Source organism: Bacillus sp. JKS001846 (assembly GCF_900176455.1).
Classification (GTDB): Bacteria; Bacillota; Bacilli; order Bacillales; family Bacillaceae_G; genus Bacillus_A; species Bacillus_A cereus.
Map to the genome: position 1 here is coordinate 5,113,368 of NZ_FWYG01000001.1, position 23,634 is coordinate 5,137,001.

Below are 23,634 nucleotides of genomic sequence, written 5' to 3' on the forward strand. Positions count from 1 at the left end.
TCATAAAAACAGCTCATATAAGCTAAGCTTTTGAAATTATTCTTATTTCAATATAAAATAAAGGTACATTTGCAAAGATTTGGAGGGTGATATAATTGGATATCCATGTATTAACAAAAGACGAAGCAGAAATTTACTTAGAACTTCGCGTAGAAGGATTAAAGCAAAACCCTGAAGCATTCAGCTCTTCTTATGAAGATATTATTAATAAAGAGTGTGCGATTGAATATAAAGCACAAAAATTAGCACAAGATGAAAACTATACGCTAGGTGCATTTAAAGATGGAGAATTAATCGGGGTTGCAACACTGGAAACGAAACCATATGTAAAACAAGAACATAAAGCTAAAATCGGTTCTGTATATGTATCTCCAAAAGCACGCGGACTTGGAGCAGGAAAAGCACTTATTAAAGAATGTCTTGAACTTGCTAAATCTTTAGAAGTAGAACAAGTTATGCTTGATGTTGTCGTTGGCAACGATGGAGCGAAAAAACTTTATGAATCATTAGGTTTTAAAACATTCGGTGTACAAGAACGTTCATTAAAATATAACGGACAATATTGGGACGAAGAGCATATGGTCTTATTCTTAGATGAAAATAAATAATAAAAAACATCCTCATGTTTGGAGGATGTTTTTTACTTTCTTGTAAACCATGCCTTGTGTAATAATTGAATCGCTTTCGCAATCTCTTCCTCTGATAATATCGCAAACCCAAGTAAAACTACACTCTCAGGCGCCGTACCGTCTTTATAGTACGTAGACACAGGATATATTTTGATACTATATTTCGCAGCTTCTTGAATTAATTCTTCTTCCCGCATTCCATTATGCACTTTTAATAAAATGTGTAATCCCGAATCTTCTCCTATCACTTCAACACGATTAGAGAAATACTTCTCTATTTCAAAAACAAGTCGATCTCTCTTCTTTCGGTAGACGACACGCATTTTATGAATATGTTTTTCCCAATAGCCTTCATTTAAAAATCTTCTAATCACTTCTTGGTCCATTCTTGAAACACTTTGTGTGTAAAATAAATATTGCTGTTGATATTTTTTAATTAATTTCTTCGGCAACACCACATAACTCATCCGTAGCGATGGCAATAATGCTTTAGATAGCGTCCCCATATAAATAACTTTCCCCTCTGTATCTAACCCTTGCAGCGCCGGTATAGGCTTTCCAGAATAGCGAAATTCACTATCATAATCATCTTCAATAATATACCTGCTCTCTTCTTTCTTTGCCCATTGTAAAAGCTGCATCCTTCTCGTAATAGGCATAATCATTCCATATGGAAACTGATGGGAAGGTGTAACAAATACAACATTCGCATTGCTATTTTCTAAATCTGCAATACAAATTCCATCTCTATCTAAAGATAACATTTGGACTCTTGCTTCTCCCTGTTCAAAAACAACCATCTTTCTATGATACCCTGGGTTTTCAACTGCATAATTGCTTCCCTTTAACAATTGAAACAATAGTTTCACTAATATTTGTGTTCCCGCTCCTAATACAATTTGACTAGCTGAACAACGCACACCTCTAGATTCATACAAATAATTCGTAATCTCTTCTCTTAAGCTTGCTTCCCCTTGAGGGTGTCCTAGAAAGAGTAGTTCGTTATTATGCGGCTGCCATACTTCATTTACAATTTTCCGATACATATTGAATGGAAAAGCATTTGTATCAATTCCTGTTTGTGTAAAATCAAATTTATAACTCTTCTCCTGAAACGGTACTTCTTCTATTCTATCTCCGCTATCCTCTACATGAACCATTTGCTCAATCTTGCATACAAAATAACCTTTTCTCGATATCGACTCAATATAACCTTCTGCAAGTAATTGTTCGTACGCTGCCTCTACTGTATTTTTACTTACCTATAAATGTATCGCTAACTTTCGCTTAGCCGGTAATTTCGTAAAAGGGACAATTGATCCATCTTTAATCTCTTTTTTTATATACTCATACAATTGCACATACAATGCCTTTTTACTATTCATATTTAAATTAGGCGTTAATTCTAACATAGTATCTGACCCCTTAATAAAACTAAAATCTGATACTTTTTACAGTACCAGATTTTATATATAATTCCTTTTATCATGTCACACATCAAAAATCAAATACTGGAGAGGAGAAACATGATAATGAACAATGGTAGACGTATCGGACTTATTATGATTATTACAGGGGCTACATTATGGGGATTATCTGGTCCAATGATTCAGTGGCTATTTCAGCATACTAATGTATCCTCAATTGATTTTTTAACAATTCGATTGTTGCCTGCAGGAATATTTATTTTGTCTTTCTTACTTATAAAGAAACAAAACATATTTCAAATTTGGAAACACCCTAGATATTCTATACAACTTATTATTTTTTCTATTCTCGGCATGCTTGGTGCGCAATACGCCTTTATCGAAACGGTTCATATTAGTAACGCGGTCACAGCAACGCTATTTCAATTTCTAGGTCCTGTTCTTATTACCATGTATGTTGCATTTGAACAAAGAAAATTCCCTGCTTCCATGCAACTATTCGCAATTATAGCCGCGCTAATAGGAACATACTTTATTATTACAAATGGCTCAATTGAAAATATTGTTTTATCTAAAGAAGCTATTATTTTTGGACTATTAACAGCAATTGGATTTGCATTTTATACCCTTCATCCAGCTTCACTTATTAAAGCATGCGGAACAACTATAGTAATTGGTTGGGGGATGTTAATCGGAGGAATTGCACTACTTATTTATAATCATTCATTCGGGTGGAATCAATTTTCACAAACCTTTACACTAAAAACTTTTTCTATGCTTATTCTTATCATTATTAGTGGTACCCTTTCTTTCCTTCTGTATATCGGTAGTCTTAAATATTTAGCAGCAACAGAAACAAGCATTTTATCTAGCATTGAACCCCTTGTAGCTGCCATCGTTTCAATCACTTGGCTAAATGAAGCTTTTGGAGCATACCAATTATTAGGCGGCGTATGTATCGTTCTGTCCGTTATTTTTTTGACGATGCCTCAAAAAGAAACCGAACCAACCTATACAACGGAACAAATATAAAATGAAACTTTAATTAGTGGGGCTATCTCCCACTGATTATTAACCTACACCAATCGGGCTTTACGGGATAAAAAATGTCAAAAGAGGTCGTACAAAACTTACGACCTCTTTTTATACTTTAAAGGAATTGTCCCGCCTTCTAGCAAATACAATTACACTAACAATAAAAACTAGGAGTGTGGCACCATGAAAAAAATCGGAACTATGCTACTTCTCTCCTTCCTCATCACTGGATGCACACAAGCACAACCTGATTCAAAAGCATCTAAAACTGAAGCTGTCGCAACGTCCAATCAAGTGAACGCACCTTCCTTCTTTCACCTTAGTGTTTTAAAAGATGTAAATTGGGAAGAAGCCCCCTCATTCATAGACGGAAAAATACCTTTAAAAGGCATCGAAGGAAAAATCGCAATGGCTGATAGTCCTATTATCGCAAATGAACAAAATGAAATAATGTGGTACTTTCTAGATTCTGAAATACCTACTGGAAAATTGTCTATTATTGCGCTAAAACAAGGATCTGTAACGCCAACACCAGTACTCTTTCAAAAAGAAATTTCCAAACAAACTTGGACTACTTCAAATACAATCAATTCTACTACAAGCGAACTCCCTCTCGCTATGTCACTACCTTCATCTGGATTATGGTTATTAAATATCTATGTGAATGAAAAATATTATGATCAGTTTGTAATCACCGCTAAGTAAAGTGACAAAAATAAACCACTTTCTTACAACAATGTAATTTCTACGTCATGTACTTCGATAGTTGAATTATCTCTCTTCTCTTATACTTAAAGTAAGAAATGAAGCGAGGAGAGATGAGAGATGAAAAAAATGATAGAAGTAATCGTAGCAGTAACTGAGGTTTTAGTGAATGGTAAACAAGTTGCAATGGAATTAAATAAATAGTGAAGAAACATAAATAATTCTACACTTCTTCATTATTTTGATTTCTTATCTCAAAAAAGCAGTGCCTTTTAGGCACTGCTTTTAGCTATTAATAACGTGGTATTTTCGTAATTTGTGCCACGCCTGAATCAATAGCTGCTTTCGCTACTGCTTCCGCAACACTTGGAACAACTCTTTTATCTAATGGATTCGGGATTACATAATTCGCATTACGTTCTTCATCAGTAATGATGTTAGCGATCCCATATGCTGCCGCTAATTTCATCTCTTCTGTAATATCAGTTGCGCGCACATCTAACGCACCGCGGAATATTCCGGGAAACGCCAATACATTATTTACTTGATTCGCATAATCCGAGCGCCCAGTTCCTACTACAGCTGCCCCAGCCTCTAATGCATCCTCAGGGAAGATTTCTGGAATTGGATTCGCCATTGCAAACACAATTGCTTTCTCATTCATCGTCTGTACAAGTTCTTTCGTTAATACGTTAGGAGCAGATACGCCAATAAAAATATCAGCTTGGTTAATCGCTTCTTTTAACGTTCCACGCACATGTTCACGATTTGTCTTTTTTGAAACTTCAATTTGCGCTTCGTTCATCCATGTTTCACCTTCACAAACAATACCTTCTAGGCTAACTAGCGTAATGTGCTTTACACCAGCCTTTAATAATAATTTTCCAATTGCAATTCCTGCCGAACCCGCACCGTTAATAACGATTTTCACATTATCCATTTGTTTGCTAACAACTTTTAATGCATTAATAACAGCTGCTAAAACGACAATAGCTGTTCCATGTTGATCATCATGGAATACAGGAATATTCGTTTCTTCTTTTAATCGTTTTTCAATTTCAAAACAACGCGGTGCTGCAATATCTTCTAAATTAATCCCTGCAAATGTAGGCTCTAAATTTTTCACAAGGGTAACGATTTCATCTACATCCGTTGTGCCTAAACATAATGGGAAAGCATCTACATTCGCAAACTTCTTAAACAAAATACTTTTTCCTTCCATAACAGGCATAGCCGCTTTCGGTCCAATGTTTCCTAAACCGAGTACCGCTGTTCCATCTGAGACAACTGCCACCATATTACCACGTGCTGTATAGTCATACACCGTTTCTTCATCTGCCGCAATTGCTTTACAAGACTCCGCTACACCTGGTGTATACGTCAGGCTTAAATCATCCGCTGAATTTACTTCTACTTTACTTGTAATTTCAATTTTCCCTACTAATTCTTTATGCAATAACAATGATCTTTCATTAATTTGATTTGCTAACATACTTATAATCTCCCCTTAATTTGACAAGCTAGCTATATGAATATAGCTAGCTTGTTTGATCATGAAAACATCTTTAATAATATTGTCGCTGTTACAACCATTGCCGCTCCGCCTAAACGAGTCGAAATTTGCGCGAACGGCATTAATTCCATACGATTTGAAGCTGATAAAATAGCAACATCTCCAGTTCCACCTAAACCGCTATGACATCCAGTTACAATCGCTGATTCAACTGGATACATTTTCATCACTTTCCCTACAAGAAAACCTGATGCTACCATTGTAAGAACAACCGATGCGCACACAACAACATATCCTACTGAAAGAACTGCTGCTACGTCTTTTAACGGAATATATAGCAATCCTAATCCAACCATTAAAGGCCAAGTTAAGTTCTTCGAAATAAATTTATATAAATGGAATGCTCCTTGCTCCATTTTTGCTGGCATTAATTTAAAGTATTTCACAAGCGCTGCTGAGAAAATCATAATGATTGCCCCAGGAATACCGATGAACTTAGAAGCAAATCCTCCGAAGATGAAAAACGTACACGCAATTAATAAACCTGCTCCCATTAATGAGAAGTCAATTGGCTTCTCTGTATTTTGTTCTTTTAATAATTCTGCTTGATTGTCTGTTTTCACTAATACACCGTTACCACTAAGCTCCGGTTTCTTCTCACCTAAACGCTTCATATACCCTGCACTTACAATTGCGAACATATTTCCAATAATAGCTGCTGGAATAAGCTGTGATACAAACGTTGCTGATGATTCATTTAAAATATCACTATAAGCTAGCGACAATGGTAAAATCCCTTCCCCGATACCACCACTCACAATTGGTACGATGATAAAGAAGAATGTGTGCTTCATTTCAAATCCAAATAATGAACCGACCAATAATCCTACTGCTACAGAAGCTAACGTCCCTACTACTAAAGGAATAAACATACGAACGAAACCTTGTACTAACACTTTACGGTTCATTCCTAAAATACTTCCGACTACTAAACAAGAAATATATAAATATAAAAAGTTCGATTTTTTCATTAACATAGTCGCAGCTTCCATTGAAGCTGGATTCATCCAGTTAAAAAATACAAGTAATGATGGAATAAATAACGAAAGTATTGCTGGACCACCGATATTTTTTAAAATTGGAATTCTCATCCCAATATCGCCTAAGAAAATCCCCATGATCATAATAACTGCAAATCCACCAATCATATCTGCTGGCAATTTATTATATACAGATGCCCCATAAATAATAGCAGCCAATACTACATATAACGGTAAAGGTATAACACCGATTTTTACATTCATAATTTTAGAAGCGAAAGATTCTCTTTGTACTTCATTTCCTTCAGAAAATGATACCGCTTCCACATTCTTTTGAATTCCCATATGGCACCCCCTCGTTTTCTTAATAACAATATTAAAACGCTTTCAATAGTAAAAATAGTTTTTGTAAGTTTTGTAATTGATTTTGTAATTAAAAAAAGTATAAGCGACTTATGTTAAGTCGCTTATACGTAAAACTCTATTTTCTTTTGATCAACACATCTTAATTTACTTACAGGTCTTCCCACATGTTGGTACATCATTTCGTTTTCTAACACCCCAATGTCAGTCAGAAACATTACATATTTTCGAATAGAAACTCTTGAAATTCCAACTAATTGTGCCATTTCATCTGTTGTAAATACTCTTCCATTCAGAGACTCGATCTTCTGCCAAATTAATTGCAACGTTTGCTTCGTTAACCCTTTTGGAAGCTCTTTCGTCACAGTAGGCTCTCTTTTTTCTTTTTGTAAAATTAATGAATCTAATTCCGATTGACTAATTTTTTGTTGTTCTTTCATGAAAGTAAGTTTTTCTCGATATATAGTTAATGCCTCTTTAAATCGTTCAAATGTAAATGGTTTAATTAAATAATCTACTACGCCATATTGTAATGCTTTTTTTATACTTCCCATATCATGTACAGCTGAAATCATTATAATATCGCTTTCTTTTTCTTGGTTCCGGATATACATTAAAAGCTCAAAACCAGTCTCTTCAGGCATAAAAATATCAAGTAATACTAAATCTACTCGTGATTTCTCTAATATTTCTATCGCTGACTTTACTGAGTTAACTGCTTGAACAAGTTCAAATCCTCCTACTTGCTCTAAATAATGCGTATTTAACATTGCTACCATCGGGTCATCTTCTACAATTAAAACTTTAATCATATTTGCCTCTCATCCCTACCTTTAGGTATTTCAATCGTTATCGTTGTTCCCTTTCCTACTAATGAATGCATATGAATTTCCCCATTTATTCGCTGTATACTTTCTTTTACAAGATACAAACCATAACCGCGGTTATCTCCCTTTGTGGAATAACCTTTCGTAAATAATTCCTCTATTTCTTTTTCTTGTATACCTTTTCCCGTATCTTGCACTGTAATAGTTAGTATATCCCTATGTTGTATCTTAACTTCAACTCGCTTCTTTTCACAATTCGTAACTGCCTCTAATGCATTATCAATTAAATTTCCGACAATCGTAATAAGTTCATGAGTAATACTTTCAACATCTATTTCCGGCATGTAAGAATCTTCACTTATAATTAATTTTATATTTTTCTCTCTAGCATAGCTGAGCTTACCTAGTAAAAAACCAGCAAATACTGGACTTTTTATTCTTTTCATAACTCCACCAATTTCATATTGATGCTCTGATACCATGCCGCTTATATACTTCTGTAATTCTTCATACTGTTTCATATGTGTAAGCCCTAATACGACATGCATCTTATTCATAAACTCATGAGATTGTGCCCGTAATGCTTCTGCATATAGTCTAATACCAGTTAGTTCCTCTGCTAGTTTTCTAATCTCTGTTTTATCACGAAATGTTGCAATTGCACCAACTATTTCTCCTTTTACATATAAAGGAACTCGATTCGTCACAATCGTAATTCCATAAATATTTTGTTCTTCGTTTAATTGTACTTCTCCCGTTTGCAATACTTCTTTTATACGTGAATTTGGCATATACAACTCAACATCTTTACCGATAAAATCTTCTTCAAGTCCGCTTTTTTTAAATAGACGTTTCGCTTCATTATTAATTAACGTTACTCTAGCCTCTTTATCTACAGCAATAATACCTTCCTTTACAGATTGTAGCATCGTATTTCTTTCTTCAAGAATTTTTGCTATCCTGTGCGGCTCAAGACCGAATAAACTTTTCTTTATATGTCTAGCTAGCAATATTGCTCCTATAATTCCGACTAATACACCCACTCCGACACCAATATAAATAATATGTCTACTTTCCTTAACTCTCTCTTTTACATTATCTGCTGAAATACCAACAGCCACTGCTCCAAGTTGTTCACCTGTTTCAGAAAATATTGGTACAAACACTCGCATGGAAATACCTAAAGTTCCTTCTGCTAACGATACATGTTCTTTTCCTTTCAATGCAGGCCCTTCATCTCCCCCAATAAAATGATGCCCTATTTTTTGAGGATTTGGATGTGACTTTCTTATTCCATTCATGTCCATAACTACAATAAATTGAACACCTGTGTTTTGTAATATTCTATTTGTATACGTTTGGATTGCAGAGGTATCTGCTTTCCCAACCAAACCATCGATTACAATCGAATCATTCGCCACAATGTGTGCAATTGTTTTTGCTTTCTCTGCTTGGCTATCCTCCGTCGTCCGTTCTACATTATGACTAATTAATATATCTGTCACAAGTAAAGAAAAAATTACAACTGTACAAACTAACAATGTAATCGTTTTCCATAAATTCCATAGTCTTTTTCTTTTTTTCATCCTGTTAATGACTCCCCTAATTGCTGAATAGAAAAATAAGTAAGGTGATATTATTTTCACCTTACTTATCTGCTGTTATTATACTTTAAATTTACTAGTCATCGCTTGTAGTTCTTCTGCCATCTCAGCTAAGTTTTGCGAAGCTGAACTAATTTCCTCCATGGAATTAACCTGTTCTTCTGTTGAAGCTGCAACACTTTGCATACTAGCTGTATTTTCTTCTGCAGCAGCTGCAATTTCATCAATAGCATTTGTCACTTCATTTGCATCTCCAGCAATTCTCTTCGTTGTTTCTACCATTTGATTAACTTGAGAAACAATATGTGTAGTAGAACTTAAAATTTCCGTAAAACTTACTTTCGTTTTTGTTACAACATCAAGGCCTTGTTGAACTTCTCCATTCACATTATCCATCGCCTTAACAGTATGTTCAATATCCGCCTTAATTTCTGCAATTAAATTTGCAATCTCTCCAGATGACTCTCCTGATTGCTCTGCTAATTTTCTAACCTCATCTGCTACAATAGCAAATCCTCGTCCCTGTTCACCTGCTCTTGCTGCTTCAATAGCCGCATTTAAAGCTAATAAGTTTGTTTGAGTTGCAATGTTTTGAATTGCTTCAGAAATAGCTCCTACTTGCTTTGATTTCTCATCAAGAAGTTTAATAATAGCATCTGACTCGGATACCGACCTAGAAATAGACTGCATTTGTTTTGCGGTTTGTTCAACTAAATCTTCTCCCTCTTCAGCTCTTTCACGGGCATGTAATGAGGAAATAGAAATTGACTCTGCGCTTCCAGTTACATCTTGAATTGCTGTATTTACTTGTTGTAATGTAGCCGCACCTTCTTCAACACCTTGACTTTGTGACTCAGCCCCACCTGATACTTGTTCCATCGCAATTGTAATTTGATCTGTCGCATCATTTGCTTGCTGTACGCTCGCTGTTAACTCTTCAGCCGATGCTGCAACATGTTCTGCTGAAAAGCTAATTTGGGTAATAACATCCTGTAAAGACATAGACATTTCATTAAATGAATTCCCTAATTTCCCTATGTCATCCTTGGAATGGATTGTAATTTTCTCTGTTAAATCTCCCTTACTAATTTTATATGCCGATTCAGCTATTTTTCGTAATGGCCCTGTAATAGACTTTGTAATGAAATAAATTAATATACTACCAAATGCAATAGCAATAGCAATGACAATCAAAGTCTTATAAAACACTGGACTGGCAGCTTGGTTAATTTCTTCATCGAACATAACACCAACTACTTTCCAGCCTGTTTTCTCATTTGTTGCAAAGATTAAATTCTTTTTATCATCTTGTTCTGTATAAGACACATTTCCTTGTTTTTCTTCATAAATTGGTTTAATCCAAGGATCAGTAACTTTTGCACCTGGTTTTCTAGATGGATGACTAACAATTTGCTTATTTTGATCTAAAATAACTGCATAACCTTTTTCACCAATATTAATCATTTTGGAAATTTTTAAGATGTTATCTAAATTTAAGTTAATTCCTATAACACCTTTACCATCTTTTACTTCTTTAGCAATTGTCACTACCATATTTTTGGTAGATGCTGATTGATATGGTGAAGTAACAATTACTTTCCCTTTATTTTCATGTGCTTCTTTATACCAAGATCTATCTCTTGGATTGTATCCATCAGCCATTTGGATAAATGGTTCTCTTATAAACTTTCCCGTCTCTGTTCCAATATAAATACCTTCTACTTCTGGATGAAGTTTTATATATTGCGCTAGCTTCGTTCTTACTATTTCTTCCTGTCCATTTAGATATGTATCTTCTGTTAAGATGTCTGCAAAGTACGTCGCATCAACAAATTTCTCTTCTATATTTTGAGAAATAACAGTATTTAAAATCGAAATATTCTCCTTTGCTTTAGCTGTCATTTGATGTTCAAAATTTGTTTTGGCAGTTTGATATGAAACACCACCAATAATAATTCCTGGTATAGTTAAAATAATAAAGAATGAAATGATTAATTTTTTATTGATACTCATACATTTAACCCAGTTAAATATTTTTTGCATAATAAGCCTCCTTTATGTAATGTGGATACTTGTGTCATTTTATACAATTAACATGCATAAAACAATATATAATGATAACATGTAAATTTTTCGTCAATTATGCATCTTTGCATATCCACTCCTTATACGTATTTTAATCATAAAAATAAGAGAACTTTAGCATTATATATGCTAAAGTTCTCTTATTTCTTAACAGCTTCTACTCTATAAAACTTCTCTTATAATCCTTAAATCTTTACCCTTCGCCTTATAGTCATATTACTAAAACTCTTCGTCCTAATTTATTTGACGCTCTTTACATAACTAATTGCCTGACTTCCCATTTGTACCCATGCCTGTTCAAAGGTTTCTCTCGGTACTTTTACATCTAAGCTATCCTCAAGTGGATCTCGAATATATACAAATTCCTGATCATATCCAATAAGTACAACACAATGTTCATTATACGTAATAGAAACATCTCCACTATTTGTTTCCCATGTAGTAAATTCAGCTGCATCTAATGGTGCAAATGTTGCATTTGTGATCATGACTACAGGTTGCCCTGCTTTTATCCTCTTATAAATTTCTTCTATATTCTTCCCTGTTAAGTCTACAGCTTTATTAGGTAAATATTTTTCCGCTAACTGAAAAAGTGGCCCATGATATACACCATATCCCGATTCAGAAAATGTATAAATATTACCTACAAATCCTTCATTTGGATTCCCGCGCACACCATCGTCTATAAAATCAACTTTTTTTATTTCATTTGCTAATGTCATCTTATCCACTGAAACACCAGCGTATTGTAACATCATCGCTAAGCTTGTCACTTCACAGCCTCTATCTAGCTCTGGTAGTTGCTGAATTAATGGTACACTTGATAAAATGACCTTTTCATCATTATTACTAAATTCCGGTTCTTTCCCGTTTTGTATATTGAAGAATGTCCACTTCTCCCCATACTTTGTAATTCCATTTGTATATACACTCCATACCGCTATAGCTAGTAATGCTATACATATATACCACTTAAACCTCCGTATCACTCTCACGCCCTTTTTAGTTCGTTAAATAAGAATAAAATGCGTCAGCATCCGTTCGAATCACTGGTACAAAATTTAGTTCTTTTTCTCTCTCAGGTTGATCTTTTTTTATTTTTTCTGTTAGCTCTTGAATATTCATGTTCGCTTTGTCCATATTAAGCTCATCTGCCAATTGTAGCACCTTTTGTTCATTAATTTCTCTTAATACTTGATATATATCTTTCCCATATAAATCAATATGATATTTTTTTGCTTCTTCCTGCACTTTTTGTTCGTACACCTCTTGTGCTAACACTTCTATCTCTTTTCCTTTTGGTGAAATACCTAACTTCCCTGCTTCCTCTCTTACCTTCGTTCCATAGATTTCTTCTGCAATGTCCTCTATTTCTTTTCCATTTGTCGAAATACCTAATTTATCCGCTTCATCATTAATTTTAATCGTATTAATTTGATTAATTAAATTTACAATTGATGTATTTTCTATAGATATGCCTAGTTTTAACGCTTCTTGCTTTACTTTTGTTTCATAGATTTCTTCTGACAGCGTCCCAACATCTTTTCCTTCAATCGAAATTCCTAGCTGCTTCGCTTCTCTTCCTACTTCTGTCTCATGAATTTCTTTTTCTAACGTAATTTGTTCTTTCCCTTCCGTTTCAATACCTAGATTCTCTGCCTTTTCTTCTGTATGCACAGCATGTATCTTTCCATTATTTAATTGTTCTTTACTACGTTGTGTGTAATCTGTCTTTCCTTTTGATGTTTCAGAAGGAGAGGCACCCCCTAATATACTTAAGCTCATTACTCCAATAGTGAATACCGTCATCATTTTCTTTTTCAAAATTAATTCCTCCCTCTTATACTTTCTTTCCCATCATTCCCCTAGTTTTTTTAATACTATACATACATCTCATCGCTGCTTGAGATAACATTATGATTGATAAACCCCACTCACATACACCTAGTCTCTTCTTCATGTAACGAACTTTCTTCATGCCATATATAATATAAATAGTTTCTTAACTTTGTCTTAAAAAAAGACGACCTTGTAAAAACAAGATCGTCTTCTTACTTATATTTTTTGGTTTTTAGGGAAAATCACTTCAAAACAAGTGCCATCTCCCCATTTGCTCTCTACTGATATTTTTCCGTAATGCTTTTCTACAATCCAATTTGCGATTGAAAGACCTAATCCAGCTCCTTCTGACGTACTTCTTGCTCTATCCCCTTGATAAAAACGATCAAATAATTTCGGAATATCTTCTTCTTTCACTCCTATCCCGTCATCTTTCACCTGTATGCGAATCGAACTACTCGTCTGCGTGCAATCAATTTGAATATGCCCGCCTTCGTTTGTATACTTCATCGCATTATCTAACAGTATGACCATCATTTGATGAATCCGCTCTCTATCAGCCATAAAAGATACGTCACGTTCTACTTTTAGTATCATTTCTTTTTCTTGATAAGAAGCAATCTCTTTATATGGAGCTACTATTTCTTCTAACAATTTATCAAGTTCAAATGTTTTTTTATCCATCTCAATTTGATTAGAATCAGAACGTGCTAGTAATAATAAATTACTAACGAGTTTTGATAACCGCCTACATTCTTTTGAAATTGTAGAAATATCCATCGCTTTTTCTTCTATCGTAGCGGATGGTGACTGAAATAACACATCCGTTTTTGATTGAATAACTGCAAGCGGTGTCCTTAGTTCATGTGATGCATCAGAAACGAATTGCTGCTGTTTCTCCCATGAATTTTGAATAGGTACGAGTGCCCTACCAGCTAAGAAAAAGCCGATTCCTATTGCACATAAACTTCCTATGCTACAACCTATAATAAGAATTAAAAATAAAGTATTTAACATTCCTTCTTCCGCTGTTATATCTCGCACGATTTGAACTATTTCTCCATCTTTTTGAAGCGAAAATGCTCTAAAATATCGTCCTTGTACTTTGATATCTTGTAACTCCCCTATTTTTTCCGGAGAAAACTTTTCCAAATTCTCTTCAAAAATTGAACGGAATTTACGATTATCGCCCTCTATTTTCACTATTTTCCCATTCCAAGTTATTCTAGTTACTCGCGGATCTCCAATTTGGATATTCTCCATACGTTTTCTTGGTGGTATTTTAACATCTAATTTTTCTCTATACTGAGCCATCATTTTTATAGATTGATCCACTTCATTATAAATACGCTTATATGTGTATGAATAAATAATACTACCTAATATACCTATTAATAGGATAAATACTAATGAATTCACTATAGTCAAACGAATGCGTGTCTTTTGAAACATACTTCCCTTTTTCATTGTTCTTTTAATATATATCCAATACCTCGAACAGTTTGAATATCTTTCTGATAACCGAATGGTTCTAATTTTTTACGCAAATGATGCACATACACTTCCACAATGGCTACTGTCGTATCTGAATCAAATCCCCAAACACGATCAAAAATTTGTTCACGCATTAAAATCTTCCCGCTATTTTGAATGAGATACTCTAGTAGCTCATATTGTTTCAATGTCAACTTAATACTTTGTCCATCTACTTGAACGTCTTTATCTTTTCCGAACAATTCAATCCCTTTATAACGAATCGTTTGCTGCGTTGTTAAACTACCACTTCTGCGTAGTAAAGCGCGAATTCTCGCTTTTAATTCAGGGGCCTGAAATGGCTTAACGATATAGTCATCTCCACCAAAATCCAATCCCTTCACCCGATCTTCTAAAGAATCTCTCGCTGTCAAAAACAGGACTGGTGTTTCAATCTTTTCATCACGTATTTTTTGAATTACTTCAAATCCATCCATCCCTGGCATCATCACATCCAGCAAAATTGCATCATATATATTTTGAAGCGCTAAAAACAATCCATCTTCTCCATTTATTGCCGTATCTACTTCAAATTCATCACGCAAAATTTGTACGATAGACTCTAATAACGAGGCATTATCTTCTACTACAAGTAAGCGCATGCTCTCACCTTCCATCAAATAGTTCAATTCTATTTATTATTACATTTCTTCTCTTCATAACAAAAGAATGTAGTTACATTACGTATTTTCATTTTTAACTATTTCCTTCTAAAATTTTGAAATTTTATTATAAAAACTTTGTCTTAAATTTAGCTTAATAAAAAATTGAAAGAAATAAGATTCCTCTTATCTCTTTCAATTTTTTATTACATATACCTTTTTACTCGGCAATTCCAAACAATTTAGCTGACCACCGTACACAGCCCCGCCATCAATTCCAATAATACGATTACTACCAAAATACACTCCGCACTCCTCACTACCATGAAGCGTTTTTGTTTCCGTATGCCCAAATACAACAACCTTTTCACCGCTATATCCATTATGAAATTCATTACGGATCCACATTAACGTATATGGTTCAGATTCAGAAACTCGTTTCATCGGTTCAACCCCAGCATGTACAAATATATACTCTTCTGTTTCAATGTAATGATCTAATTCTTGAATAAACTTTATATGTTCCTCTAATACACGAGAGTGTAACATCGGTTTTTGGAAGTCTTTCTCATTAACCGCAATATCCTCTTCTACAAATCCATAGCTATATAATGTCTTATCTCCACCATTTCTTTTTACCCAATGGTTCCATGAACGTTCCTCATTTGTCGTTAACGCCTTAATCATCATATCTTCATGATTTCCCTTTAAAATAAGTGCTCCCTCTTCTTTCAATTCTCTTACCTTTTCAATTACAGCCCGCGCATTTGGACCACGATCTACATAATCTCCCAGTAAGATTAGTTGATCCTGTTTCGCATCATATTGAGCTTCTTCCAATAACTGTTCGAACTTTTCTATCTCTCCATGAATATCACTAATAACAAGAATTCTTTTCATATTATCCCCCCTCTTTCTAATTATAGTTCAAAACGACAGAAAGTTCAGAATTGAAATCCCGAATCATATTTATCTCGCATTAATGGGCCGTAAGACCCCCGCTGATTAAAGTTTCACTTTATTACAAACTAAACTATTATCCTTACAACAATGTAAGTCTCTTGTCATCCAATTCGATAGTTGTAATTACTGTATCTCCTTATACTGAAAGTAAGAAATGAAACAAAAAACAAGGAGAGATGAGAGATGAAAAAAGTAATGGAAGTTGTAGTAGCGGTAGTAGAGGTTTTCGTAAATGGTAAACAAGTCGCAATGGAGTTAAATAAATAATGAAAAGGACAACATTCACTCTAGACCCTTTACTCATATAAAAGAGATAAGACTTCATCATTTCTTTGATCCCTTATCTCCCTATAAAGAAAGCCGTATCCCTTTTAAGGATACGGCTTTCTCTTATTTTTGACTTGTACGAGCTGAAATGCTAATTGCTCTATCTGTTGCTTTGGCAGCTTCATCTAACGCTTCTTTACTATTCTTCCCGTCATACATCGCTTCTAATGCTTTTACAACTGCATCTCGTGATTCTGGGAATACACTAATTAAAGCCCCTTGTGTTGCTGGAGATTGCTTCGTTGCTTGCAGTTGATTTACTGTTACTTTCAACTGTGGGTATTTTTCATATTGCTCTTTTACTAATGGCTCATTATATGCATCTGGATTAATTGAGAAATAGCCTGTTGCAGTATGCCATTTTGCTTGTACGTCTGGCTTCGTTAAATATTTCATAAAGTCCCAAGCACCTTGTTGCGTTTCTTCTGAAACCATATTCGTCATCCATAATGATGCTCCACCAATAACAACACCATTTTGTTTCGAATCCTCTGGATATGGAATATATGAAACACCTACATTAAACTTAGATGCATCAATTAAATCACGAACACCAGCTGAAGAATCTAAATACATAGCAACTTGTCCAGACTGGAACGCGGCACGAATATCATCCCAACTTGCTCCATACTTTCCAAGGGCACCAGCTTTATTTAAATCATCTAACATTCCAAATACTTTCTGTCCTTCTTTACCATTAAATACTGCCTTTTTTGCAGCATCCTTACGACCGTTTTCGTTATCTACATATAAAGCACCTTGTGTCGCTAACAATTCTTCAAAGAACCAACCGTAGTTAAGCATGGAGAATCCATATTGTTTTACATTTCCGCCTTCTTTAATCGTTAACTTTTTCGCTGCTTCTTGTAATTCAGCATATGTTTTTGGAGCTTTCTCTGGATCTAAGCCCGCCTTTGCGAAAGCATCTTTATTATAAATTAATACTGGTGTAGATGAATTAAATGGCATAGAATACATTTTTCCATCAACTGAATAATAATTTGTAATTGCTTTTTCTAATTTTGACGTATCGTACTTATCTTTTTTTATCCAGCTATCAATTGGTGTGATTTTTTTACTATCAATCATATATTTCGTTGTAATTTCACTCGATTGAACAAGAGCTGGCGCTTCTTTCGTTGCAGACATCGTTCTAAATTTCGTTAAAGACTCTTCATATGTTCCTTGGAACTCTGCCTTTATCTCGTATTTATTTTGTGACTTATTATAGTCTGCAACAAGACCATCTAGTACTCCTTGTGTTTTTCCACCCATCGCATGCCAGAAGCGAATTACAGTTTTATCACCATTTTTTTCAACTGGTGCTACTTTTGCCTGTGCTTCAGGTTTTCCTTCTGTTTTACTATTTGAACAAGCGGCACTAGATAATGCCATTGTTGCTGCCATTAATAGAGCAGCACCTTTTTTAACTAGACTCATTTAAATCTCACCTTCTCTTAGTTATTTAATTGCACCTTTTGTTAATCCTTGTTGTAATTGCTTTTGCCCTAAAAATAGTAAAATCAATGTTGGAATAACGATAACCGTAACACCGGCCATTACGCTTCCCCAATCAGTTGCAACTTCTTGAGACTGAAGCTGCTTCACACCGATTTGCACTGTTCTTACTTTTTCATCAGTGGTCACTAAAAGTGGCCATAAATACATATTCCATGTTGTTAAAAAGCTATATACTCCAAGCGTAATAAAACTCGTTTTACAATACGGAATTACAACGCTGAATAAAAATCTTATATTTCCAATCCCTTCAATAAAAGCAGCTTCTTTCAGTTCATTCGGAAGTGTCATAAAATGTTGACGTAACAAGAAAATACCGAAAGCTGTTGCAAAAAACGGCACTGTCATCCCGGCGAAACTATTGATCCAACCAAAGTTTTGAATCGTTAAAAAGTTAGGCACCATCGTTGCTTCCCACGGAATCAGCATCGTTGAAATAAACAGGAAGAAAATTAAGTTTCTCCCTTTAAACTGAAGAAAAACAAAAGCATAAGCTGCTAAACTTGATACGATAAGTTGTCCAATCATAACGACTGTCGATACAATTAAACTGTTATATAAGTATGTAAAAAGTGGTACTTTTTGAAAAATATTAATGAAATTATCAAAAGTAAACTGGGTCGGAAATAACCTTCTCATTTGAATATCGTCTGGTGTCATAAAGCTTATTAAAAATGCATACAGTACAGGAAAAAATACCATTACTGCACTAATAATGAGCAGCATGTATAATAGGAAATTTTGTTTCCACTGTTTAACAATCATTTATAATGCACCTTTCTCTCAGCAAACTTAAATTGAAGTAATGTAGCAAGGAAAATGAAAACAAATAATACCATTGCTTGTGCACTTGCTGTTCCAAATTGATGATTCACAAACGCCTCTTTGTAAATCGAGTACACAATCAAATTCGTTGCATCATTTGGTCCACCGTGCGTTAAAATATCAATTTGCCCAAAGCTTTGGAACGCACTAATTAATGTTACTGTTACAATAAAGAATAAAGTTGGTGATAGCATCGGTAATGTAACACGGCGAAGTTTATATAAATAACTAGCACCATCTATAGATGCACTCTCATATAACGACGTATCGATATTTTGTAAACCACCTAATATAACTAAAAATGCAAAACCTGTATTCACCCAAACTGTTGTAACTGATACAGAGAATAGTGCCCAGTCCGGACTCGTTAACCATGCGATTGCAGGAAGGTTCATAGAGGCTAATATATTATTAAATAATCCTACACTTGGATGAAATAAAAATAGCCAAATCACTGCACTAGCAGCTACTGATATTCCCATCGTCGAAGAAAACAGAACTCGGAATAACCCAATACCTCTTACTTTTCCATTTGCAATCAATGCAAGAAACAAAGCAAATATAATACTCGTAGGCACTGTATATAAAACAAATAATAAAGTTGATTTTATACTTTTGTAGAAGGCTGGATCAGAGAATAAGTATTGATAATTTTCTAAGCCAACGAAAAGATTAGCTTCCCCATGTATATCGGTTAAATAAAAGCTATAGTAAATTGTCCTAAACAATGGATAGAACAAAAAAATCGAAAATAACAAAATAGATGGCGCCAAAAACAATAATCCTATTCTTAAATCTTTCGTTCTCCCCCATAATTTTTTCTTTTTTGACACCTTTGTTTGAACTGGTAACTTACTTACTTCGATCATTATTTCGCCACCACTTTCAACTCTTCTTCAGCTACCACTTTTAAGCGTTCATTCGTGTTTTCATTAAAGAAGCATAACTTTTCTTGCGAGAATAATAATTTTACTTTGTCACCTTTGTTCAAGAGTAACTGTCCGATGACTTTCGCACTCCAAGTTGTTCCATTTACCGCAAAGTTCAATATAGATTCATTCCCTAATACTTCTACAGATTGCAACGTCACTTCTTTTCCCTCCTCAGACAGTGCAATATGCTCAGGACGCATGCCTATGCGAATTGTTCCTTCTGGTAATTGCTTTAACTGTCTAATAGATAATGGAATTTGCAATTGCCCTATATGTAATACACCTTTTTCTTTATTTACTTCCCCATCATTTATATTCATAGAAGGAGAACCTATAAAGCTTGCAACAAATTCGTTTGCTGGTTCGTTATATATGTCAAGTGGTGTTCCAACTTGCTGTATACTTCCTTTATTTAAAACCATGATACGATCTCCCATAGTCATCGCTTCTATTTGATCGTGGGTAACGTAAATCATCGTAATTCCTAATCGCTGCTGAATTTCTCTAATTTCAATTCTCATTTGCGCACGTAATTTCGCATCCAAATTCGAAAGTGGTTCATCCATTAAACAGATTGGTGCTTGACTCACAATTGCCCTGGCAAGTGCAACACGCTGTCTTTGTCCGCCTGATAATTGGCCTGGTTTCATTTTCACATACTCTTTCAGTCCTACCATTTCAATAGCTTCCATTAATCGCTTTTGTCGCTCTTCTTTTTGTACTTTTCTTACCTTAAGTCCAAATAAAATATTTTCTTCTACAGATAAGTGTGGATATAATGCATAATTTTGAAATACCATTGATAGATTACGGTCTTTCGGCTCTAGATCATTTGCAACACGTTCATTAATAATTAAATCTCCTGAAGAAATCTCTTCTAAGCCAGCGATCATTCGTAATAATGTGCTTTTCCCGCATCCCGAAGGTCCAACTAAAACAAAAAATTCACCCTTCTTAATATGAACCGATACGCCTTTAACCGCTGTCTCTTCTGCATTTTTATATACCTTTGAAACATTTTTCAATTCAATCACAAGGTTGCACTCCTTTTTTCTTCTTGTATCCATACTTCATAATGACTTGTTGAAATCGCACTTGCTCCTGCATGAATTGCAATTTCCGCATCTTCTCGCGTTTGAATCAGCCCACCTGCAATAATAGGAAACTCTATTTCCTCTACTAGCTGTTTAATTATAGAAGGCATAATCCCCGGCATAATCTCTACTGCATTTGGTTTAGTCGTTTTACAATTTTCAATTGATTTAGTAAGGGATAAAGTATCTACAATAAAAATACGTTGAATTGTTTTCAATCCAATTTTATTAGCATTTCGAATTGTTGAACCCTTTGTTGAAATAATACCTTGTGCCCCGATAACATCTTGAATATACAAAAGCGCTTCCTCTGTATTCGTATTTAAGCCTTGTATAAAATCACAATGAAGAAATACATCATGTCCATGTTTCTGCAATTCATATACACGCTCTGGTAATTCCAGCATTGAACCAGTCATAAGAAAAACTGTTTTCGGCAATTTTTTGTATGCTTTGTATCCTTTCCAATCCTTTATCATCGCAATATAAGGTTCTTTAAACATTTTTTCCACCTAACTGTTCTATTTTTATCCAAACTAAAAACACCTACTTACATAGAACGCCTTTCTCCTTATTTGAACTCTAGGGAATAGAGCACACCTAAGAAAGTGGCACATTATATGTAAGTGGGTGTTCTCAAATGTTCTCTACCCTATTTATTTTGTTACCTTTACTATATTACGCATTTATTAAGTCAGTTTTGATAGATTGTTAATTAGGTGTTAACCGAATGTTAATATTCACCATATCACTATTTACATTAATCCATATATTTGAATACAAACGAATAGAACGAAACAATACTTAAAATTCAATCAATATGTAAATTCATTCCATATTTAATAAGTTTTAGTTTGCTTGCCACTGCTTGCGAAGCAAAGTTATCCCAAGCAGTACTATAAAGTGGAATGCGCTTTTCCTCTTGTATTGATAAGGCCCAGGCTGTAACAACATCAGTACCATATCCATTCCCTTGAAATTCCGCTAAAGTTTCCACACTTGCCTCAGCAGCTACGGGCGTACTTCTGGCACTGCAACAAACGGAAACTACCTTTTCATTTTTTACAATTGCAAAATAAGGTTTCCTCCATTCCATCTGTTCTATTAGATTAGGAAAATTTTCTCGCAAAAGCTCTCTATTCTTCTCAGTTATTTGTATTGTTCTAGTCGGCTTATGTAAATTACTATGAAACATGAAAGCAGGACCCATCCAAATATTTTCCACTGTTCTTTCTTCATTTAATATATTAATAATCTTTGCTATCTCTATATGCTTTGAAGGTTCTCGAATTAACTTCTCAATCTTACTTACCGTTTCATCGTCCACATTACAATGATATCTCGTTATACTCCCTTCACGAGTTCTGCCAAGAAAAAAACGTGGTGCTTTCGGATTTCCTTGTTCATTTACATATTTCATTTTTCCTACTTGATTATGAACAAATAAAACCTCTGCCTGAATTACTATTAAATCAAGTTTTGAGAGCCTCATTTTTATCCTCCTTATTTACTCCATATACCATCCATTCATAATCTATTTTTCATGTTCAAAATAAAAATCCCATTCAAATACACATTACTGAATCCATCATACTAACTGATTTCTTCATTCTGTCTATCTAAATGGGATTATTTTCCGTTTTTTACTCTACTGGTTGTTGTGGCTGTACTACTTCATTCGCTCCAGCTACCCTCAACATATTTACAATATCTTTAAAACCTCTTTTTTCAGCGTATTGCAGTGGCGTCAGATGTTCCTTGTTAGCCATGTTTACATCTGCACCGTGATCAATAAGCAATTGAATTACTTTCTTATGGTTTTCACTACCATTTCCTAATACAATTGCTTCTAATAACGCTGTTCCACCACGTTCATTTGTATAATTCACATCAATATCTGTATGCTCTAATAATTCTTTAACAACCTCTACATGGCCACGCTCAGATGCAGAAATAAGTGCTGTCCCACCTGACCTAGTCGTTTCTTTCGTATTAACTCCTGCATTAATTAATACTTTTACAATATCCGTATATCCTTCTCTACTTGCATAAAGAAGTGGATTACTTTTTTTCTCATCTTTAATTTCAATATTAGCACCTGCACCAATTAATGCTTTAACTGTCTCTACATGATTTTGGTACGTCGCTGCAAGGACAGGCGTTTCTCCGTTGTCACCTTCTACGTTTATATTCGCTCCATCCTGAATCAACTTCATAGCTGTCTCTGTGTCTCCAAGGGTAGCTGAAAGTAACAACTGTTTGTCCATTAAATTTATACTTTTCTCTTCTTTAGATTCTTCCTGTTCTTTATGCTTCTCTTTTTTCTTTTCATTTTTCACATGAACTGGTTTCGATTCTGGTTCTTCTTGCTTATCGCAAGCCACTACCGTCATTAAAAGTCCTAATAAAATACATAATAAAATTTTTTGTTTTCTCACAACTACAGCTCCTATGAAAGATAATGTTTTCTTAACCATTCCTCCATCACATACAATAACTCTTCTTGAGTACATTTATCCATAAGCCCTTTATATTCCTTCTTTAATCGGATTATCTTAAGCTTATACTATGTTTCTCAACCTATTGAAATGATACGCCTGATGGCCCCATCATTAACATTATGAAGCAATTAGTTTAGCACGTTTTTACCGCATTTGTATACATTTCTAAAAAGTACATAAAGTGAAACTTTAATTAGTGGGGGTTTTGTTCATCCACCACTAATTATTAGCCCACACCAATCGGGCTTTTACGGGCAGCCCGACTCCACCTA

At 34.6% G+C, this 23,634-nt stretch carries 22 protein-coding genes; 3 read left to right on the forward strand and 19 right to left on the reverse strand.

Annotated elements, in window-relative coordinates; translation table 11 throughout:
* Positions 1-95 precede the first annotated feature (95 nt).
* A complete protein-coding gene (locus B9A45_RS27370; protein WP_058840033.1) occupies positions 96-608 on the forward strand; it encodes a GNAT family N-acetyltransferase in 513 nt (170 codons plus the stop codon).
* A 32-nt stretch (positions 609-640) separates the two neighbouring features.
* On the opposite strand, the gene B9A45_RS27375 is transcribed toward B9A45_RS27370, so the two are convergent.
* On the reverse strand, positions 641-1,789 hold the full coding sequence (locus B9A45_RS27375) for a MocR-like pyridoxine biosynthesis transcription factor PdxR (protein WP_256891716.1): 1,149 nt from the start codon (positions 1,787-1,789) through the stop codon (positions 641-643).
* A 102-nt stretch (positions 1,790-1,891) separates the two neighbouring features.
* Positions 1,892-2,041 carry a hypothetical protein gene (locus tag B9A45_RS32955; RefSeq protein WP_256891717.1) on the reverse strand — a complete coding sequence of 50 codons (150 nt, stop codon included), beginning with the start codon at positions 2,039-2,041 and terminating at the stop codon, positions 1,892-1,894.
* A 120-nt stretch (positions 2,042-2,161) separates the two neighbouring features.
* Between B9A45_RS32955 and B9A45_RS27380 the strand changes: the two genes are divergently transcribed.
* Positions 2,162-3,088, forward strand: coding sequence for a DMT family transporter (locus tag B9A45_RS27380; protein ID WP_084065514.1), 927 nt, complete (start codon positions 2,162-2,164; stop codon positions 3,086-3,088).
* 186 nt (positions 3,089-3,274) lie between these two features.
* Entirely contained in the window at positions 3,275-3,796 is a 522-nt protein-coding gene (locus tag B9A45_RS27385; protein ID WP_084065515.1) for a DUF4871 domain-containing protein, read from the forward strand.
* 292 nt (positions 3,797-4,088) lie between these two features.
* Here B9A45_RS27385 and B9A45_RS27390 read toward each other — a convergent pair whose 3' ends face one another.
* The 17 genes from B9A45_RS27390 to B9A45_RS27470 all read right to left on the reverse strand — a co-directional run bounded on the left by B9A45_RS27390 (position 4,089) and on the right by B9A45_RS27470 (position 23,374).
* Complete coding sequence (locus B9A45_RS27390) at positions 4,089-5,288, reverse strand: NAD(P)-dependent malic enzyme (RefSeq protein ID WP_084065516.1); 1,200 nt, start codon at positions 5,286-5,288, stop codon at positions 4,089-4,091.
* Positions 5,289-5,347: 59 nt separating this feature from the next.
* Positions 5,348-6,694, reverse strand: coding sequence for a 2-hydroxycarboxylate transporter family protein (locus B9A45_RS27395; protein ID WP_000512722.1), 1,347 nt, complete (start codon positions 6,692-6,694; stop codon positions 5,348-5,350).
* A gap of 122 nt (positions 6,695-6,816) precedes the next feature.
* Complete coding sequence (locus tag B9A45_RS27400) at positions 6,817-7,524, reverse strand: response regulator (protein ID WP_000598668.1); 708 nt, start codon at positions 7,522-7,524, stop codon at positions 6,817-6,819.
* Positions 7,521-9,125, reverse strand: a complete 1,605-nt coding sequence (locus tag B9A45_RS27405; protein ID WP_084065517.1) for a sensor histidine kinase — start codon at positions 9,123-9,125, stop codon at positions 7,521-7,523. The genes B9A45_RS27400 and B9A45_RS27405 overlap by 4 nt, the downstream gene beginning before the upstream one ends.
* Before the next feature lie 78 nt (positions 9,126-9,203).
* Entirely contained in the window at positions 9,204-11,186 is a 1,983-nt protein-coding gene (locus B9A45_RS27410) for a methyl-accepting chemotaxis protein (protein ID WP_001169206.1), read from the reverse strand.
* A gap of 281 nt (positions 11,187-11,467) precedes the next feature.
* Complete coding sequence (locus B9A45_RS27415) at positions 11,468-12,223, reverse strand: C39 family peptidase (RefSeq protein WP_070758240.1); 756 nt, start codon at positions 12,221-12,223, stop codon at positions 11,468-11,470.
* 7 nt (positions 12,224-12,230) lie between these two features.
* Complete coding sequence (locus B9A45_RS27420) at positions 12,231-13,052, reverse strand: hypothetical protein (protein WP_000728596.1); 822 nt, start codon at positions 13,050-13,052, stop codon at positions 12,231-12,233.
* A gap of 231 nt (positions 13,053-13,283) precedes the next feature.
* On the reverse strand, positions 13,284-14,534 hold the full coding sequence (locus tag B9A45_RS27425) for a sensor histidine kinase (RefSeq protein WP_074643185.1): 1,251 nt from the start codon (positions 14,532-14,534) through the stop codon (positions 13,284-13,286).
* A complete protein-coding gene (locus B9A45_RS27430) occupies positions 14,531-15,202 on the reverse strand; it encodes a response regulator transcription factor (RefSeq protein WP_001238623.1) in 672 nt (223 codons plus the stop codon). Before B9A45_RS27430 ends, B9A45_RS27425 begins: the two co-directional genes overlap by 4 nt.
* Before the next feature lie 195 nt (positions 15,203-15,397).
* Positions 15,398-16,102 (reverse strand): metallophosphoesterase family protein, encoded by a 705-nt coding sequence (locus B9A45_RS27435; RefSeq protein ID WP_084065518.1) that lies wholly within the window; start codon positions 16,100-16,102, stop codon positions 15,398-15,400.
* Between the two features lie 453 nt (positions 16,103-16,555).
* Positions 16,556-17,932: an ABC transporter substrate-binding protein gene (locus B9A45_RS27440; protein ID WP_084065519.1), complete on the reverse strand. Its 1,377-nt coding sequence runs from the start codon at positions 17,930-17,932 to the stop codon at positions 16,556-16,558.
* A 21-nt stretch (positions 17,933-17,953) separates the two neighbouring features.
* Complete coding sequence (locus B9A45_RS27445; RefSeq protein WP_000635946.1) at positions 17,954-18,775, reverse strand: carbohydrate ABC transporter permease; 822 nt, start codon at positions 18,773-18,775, stop codon at positions 17,954-17,956.
* Positions 18,772-19,704 (reverse strand): carbohydrate ABC transporter permease, encoded by a 933-nt coding sequence (locus B9A45_RS27450; RefSeq protein ID WP_000573803.1) that lies wholly within the window; start codon positions 19,702-19,704, stop codon positions 18,772-18,774. Before B9A45_RS27450 ends, B9A45_RS27445 begins: the two co-directional genes overlap by 4 nt.
* Positions 19,704-20,801 carry an ABC transporter ATP-binding protein gene (gene ugpC / locus B9A45_RS27455; protein ID WP_141552485.1) on the reverse strand — a complete coding sequence of 366 codons (1,098 nt, stop codon included), beginning with the start codon at positions 20,799-20,801 and terminating at the stop codon, positions 19,704-19,706. Before ugpC ends, B9A45_RS27450 begins: the two co-directional genes overlap by 1 nt.
* Complete coding sequence (locus tag B9A45_RS27460) at positions 20,798-21,364, reverse strand: glycerol-3-phosphate responsive antiterminator (RefSeq protein WP_000472001.1); 567 nt, start codon at positions 21,362-21,364, stop codon at positions 20,798-20,800. The genes ugpC and B9A45_RS27460 overlap by 4 nt, the downstream gene beginning before the upstream one ends.
* Before the next feature lie 308 nt (positions 21,365-21,672).
* Positions 21,673-22,353 carry a GNAT family N-acetyltransferase gene (locus tag B9A45_RS27465; RefSeq protein WP_084065521.1) on the reverse strand — a complete coding sequence of 227 codons (681 nt, stop codon included), beginning with the start codon at positions 22,351-22,353 and terminating at the stop codon, positions 21,673-21,675.
* Between the two features lie 151 nt (positions 22,354-22,504).
* Positions 22,505-23,374 (reverse strand): ankyrin repeat domain-containing protein, encoded by an 870-nt coding sequence (locus B9A45_RS27470; protein WP_000287338.1) that lies wholly within the window; start codon positions 23,372-23,374, stop codon positions 22,505-22,507.
* Positions 23,375-23,634 lie beyond the last annotated feature (260 nt).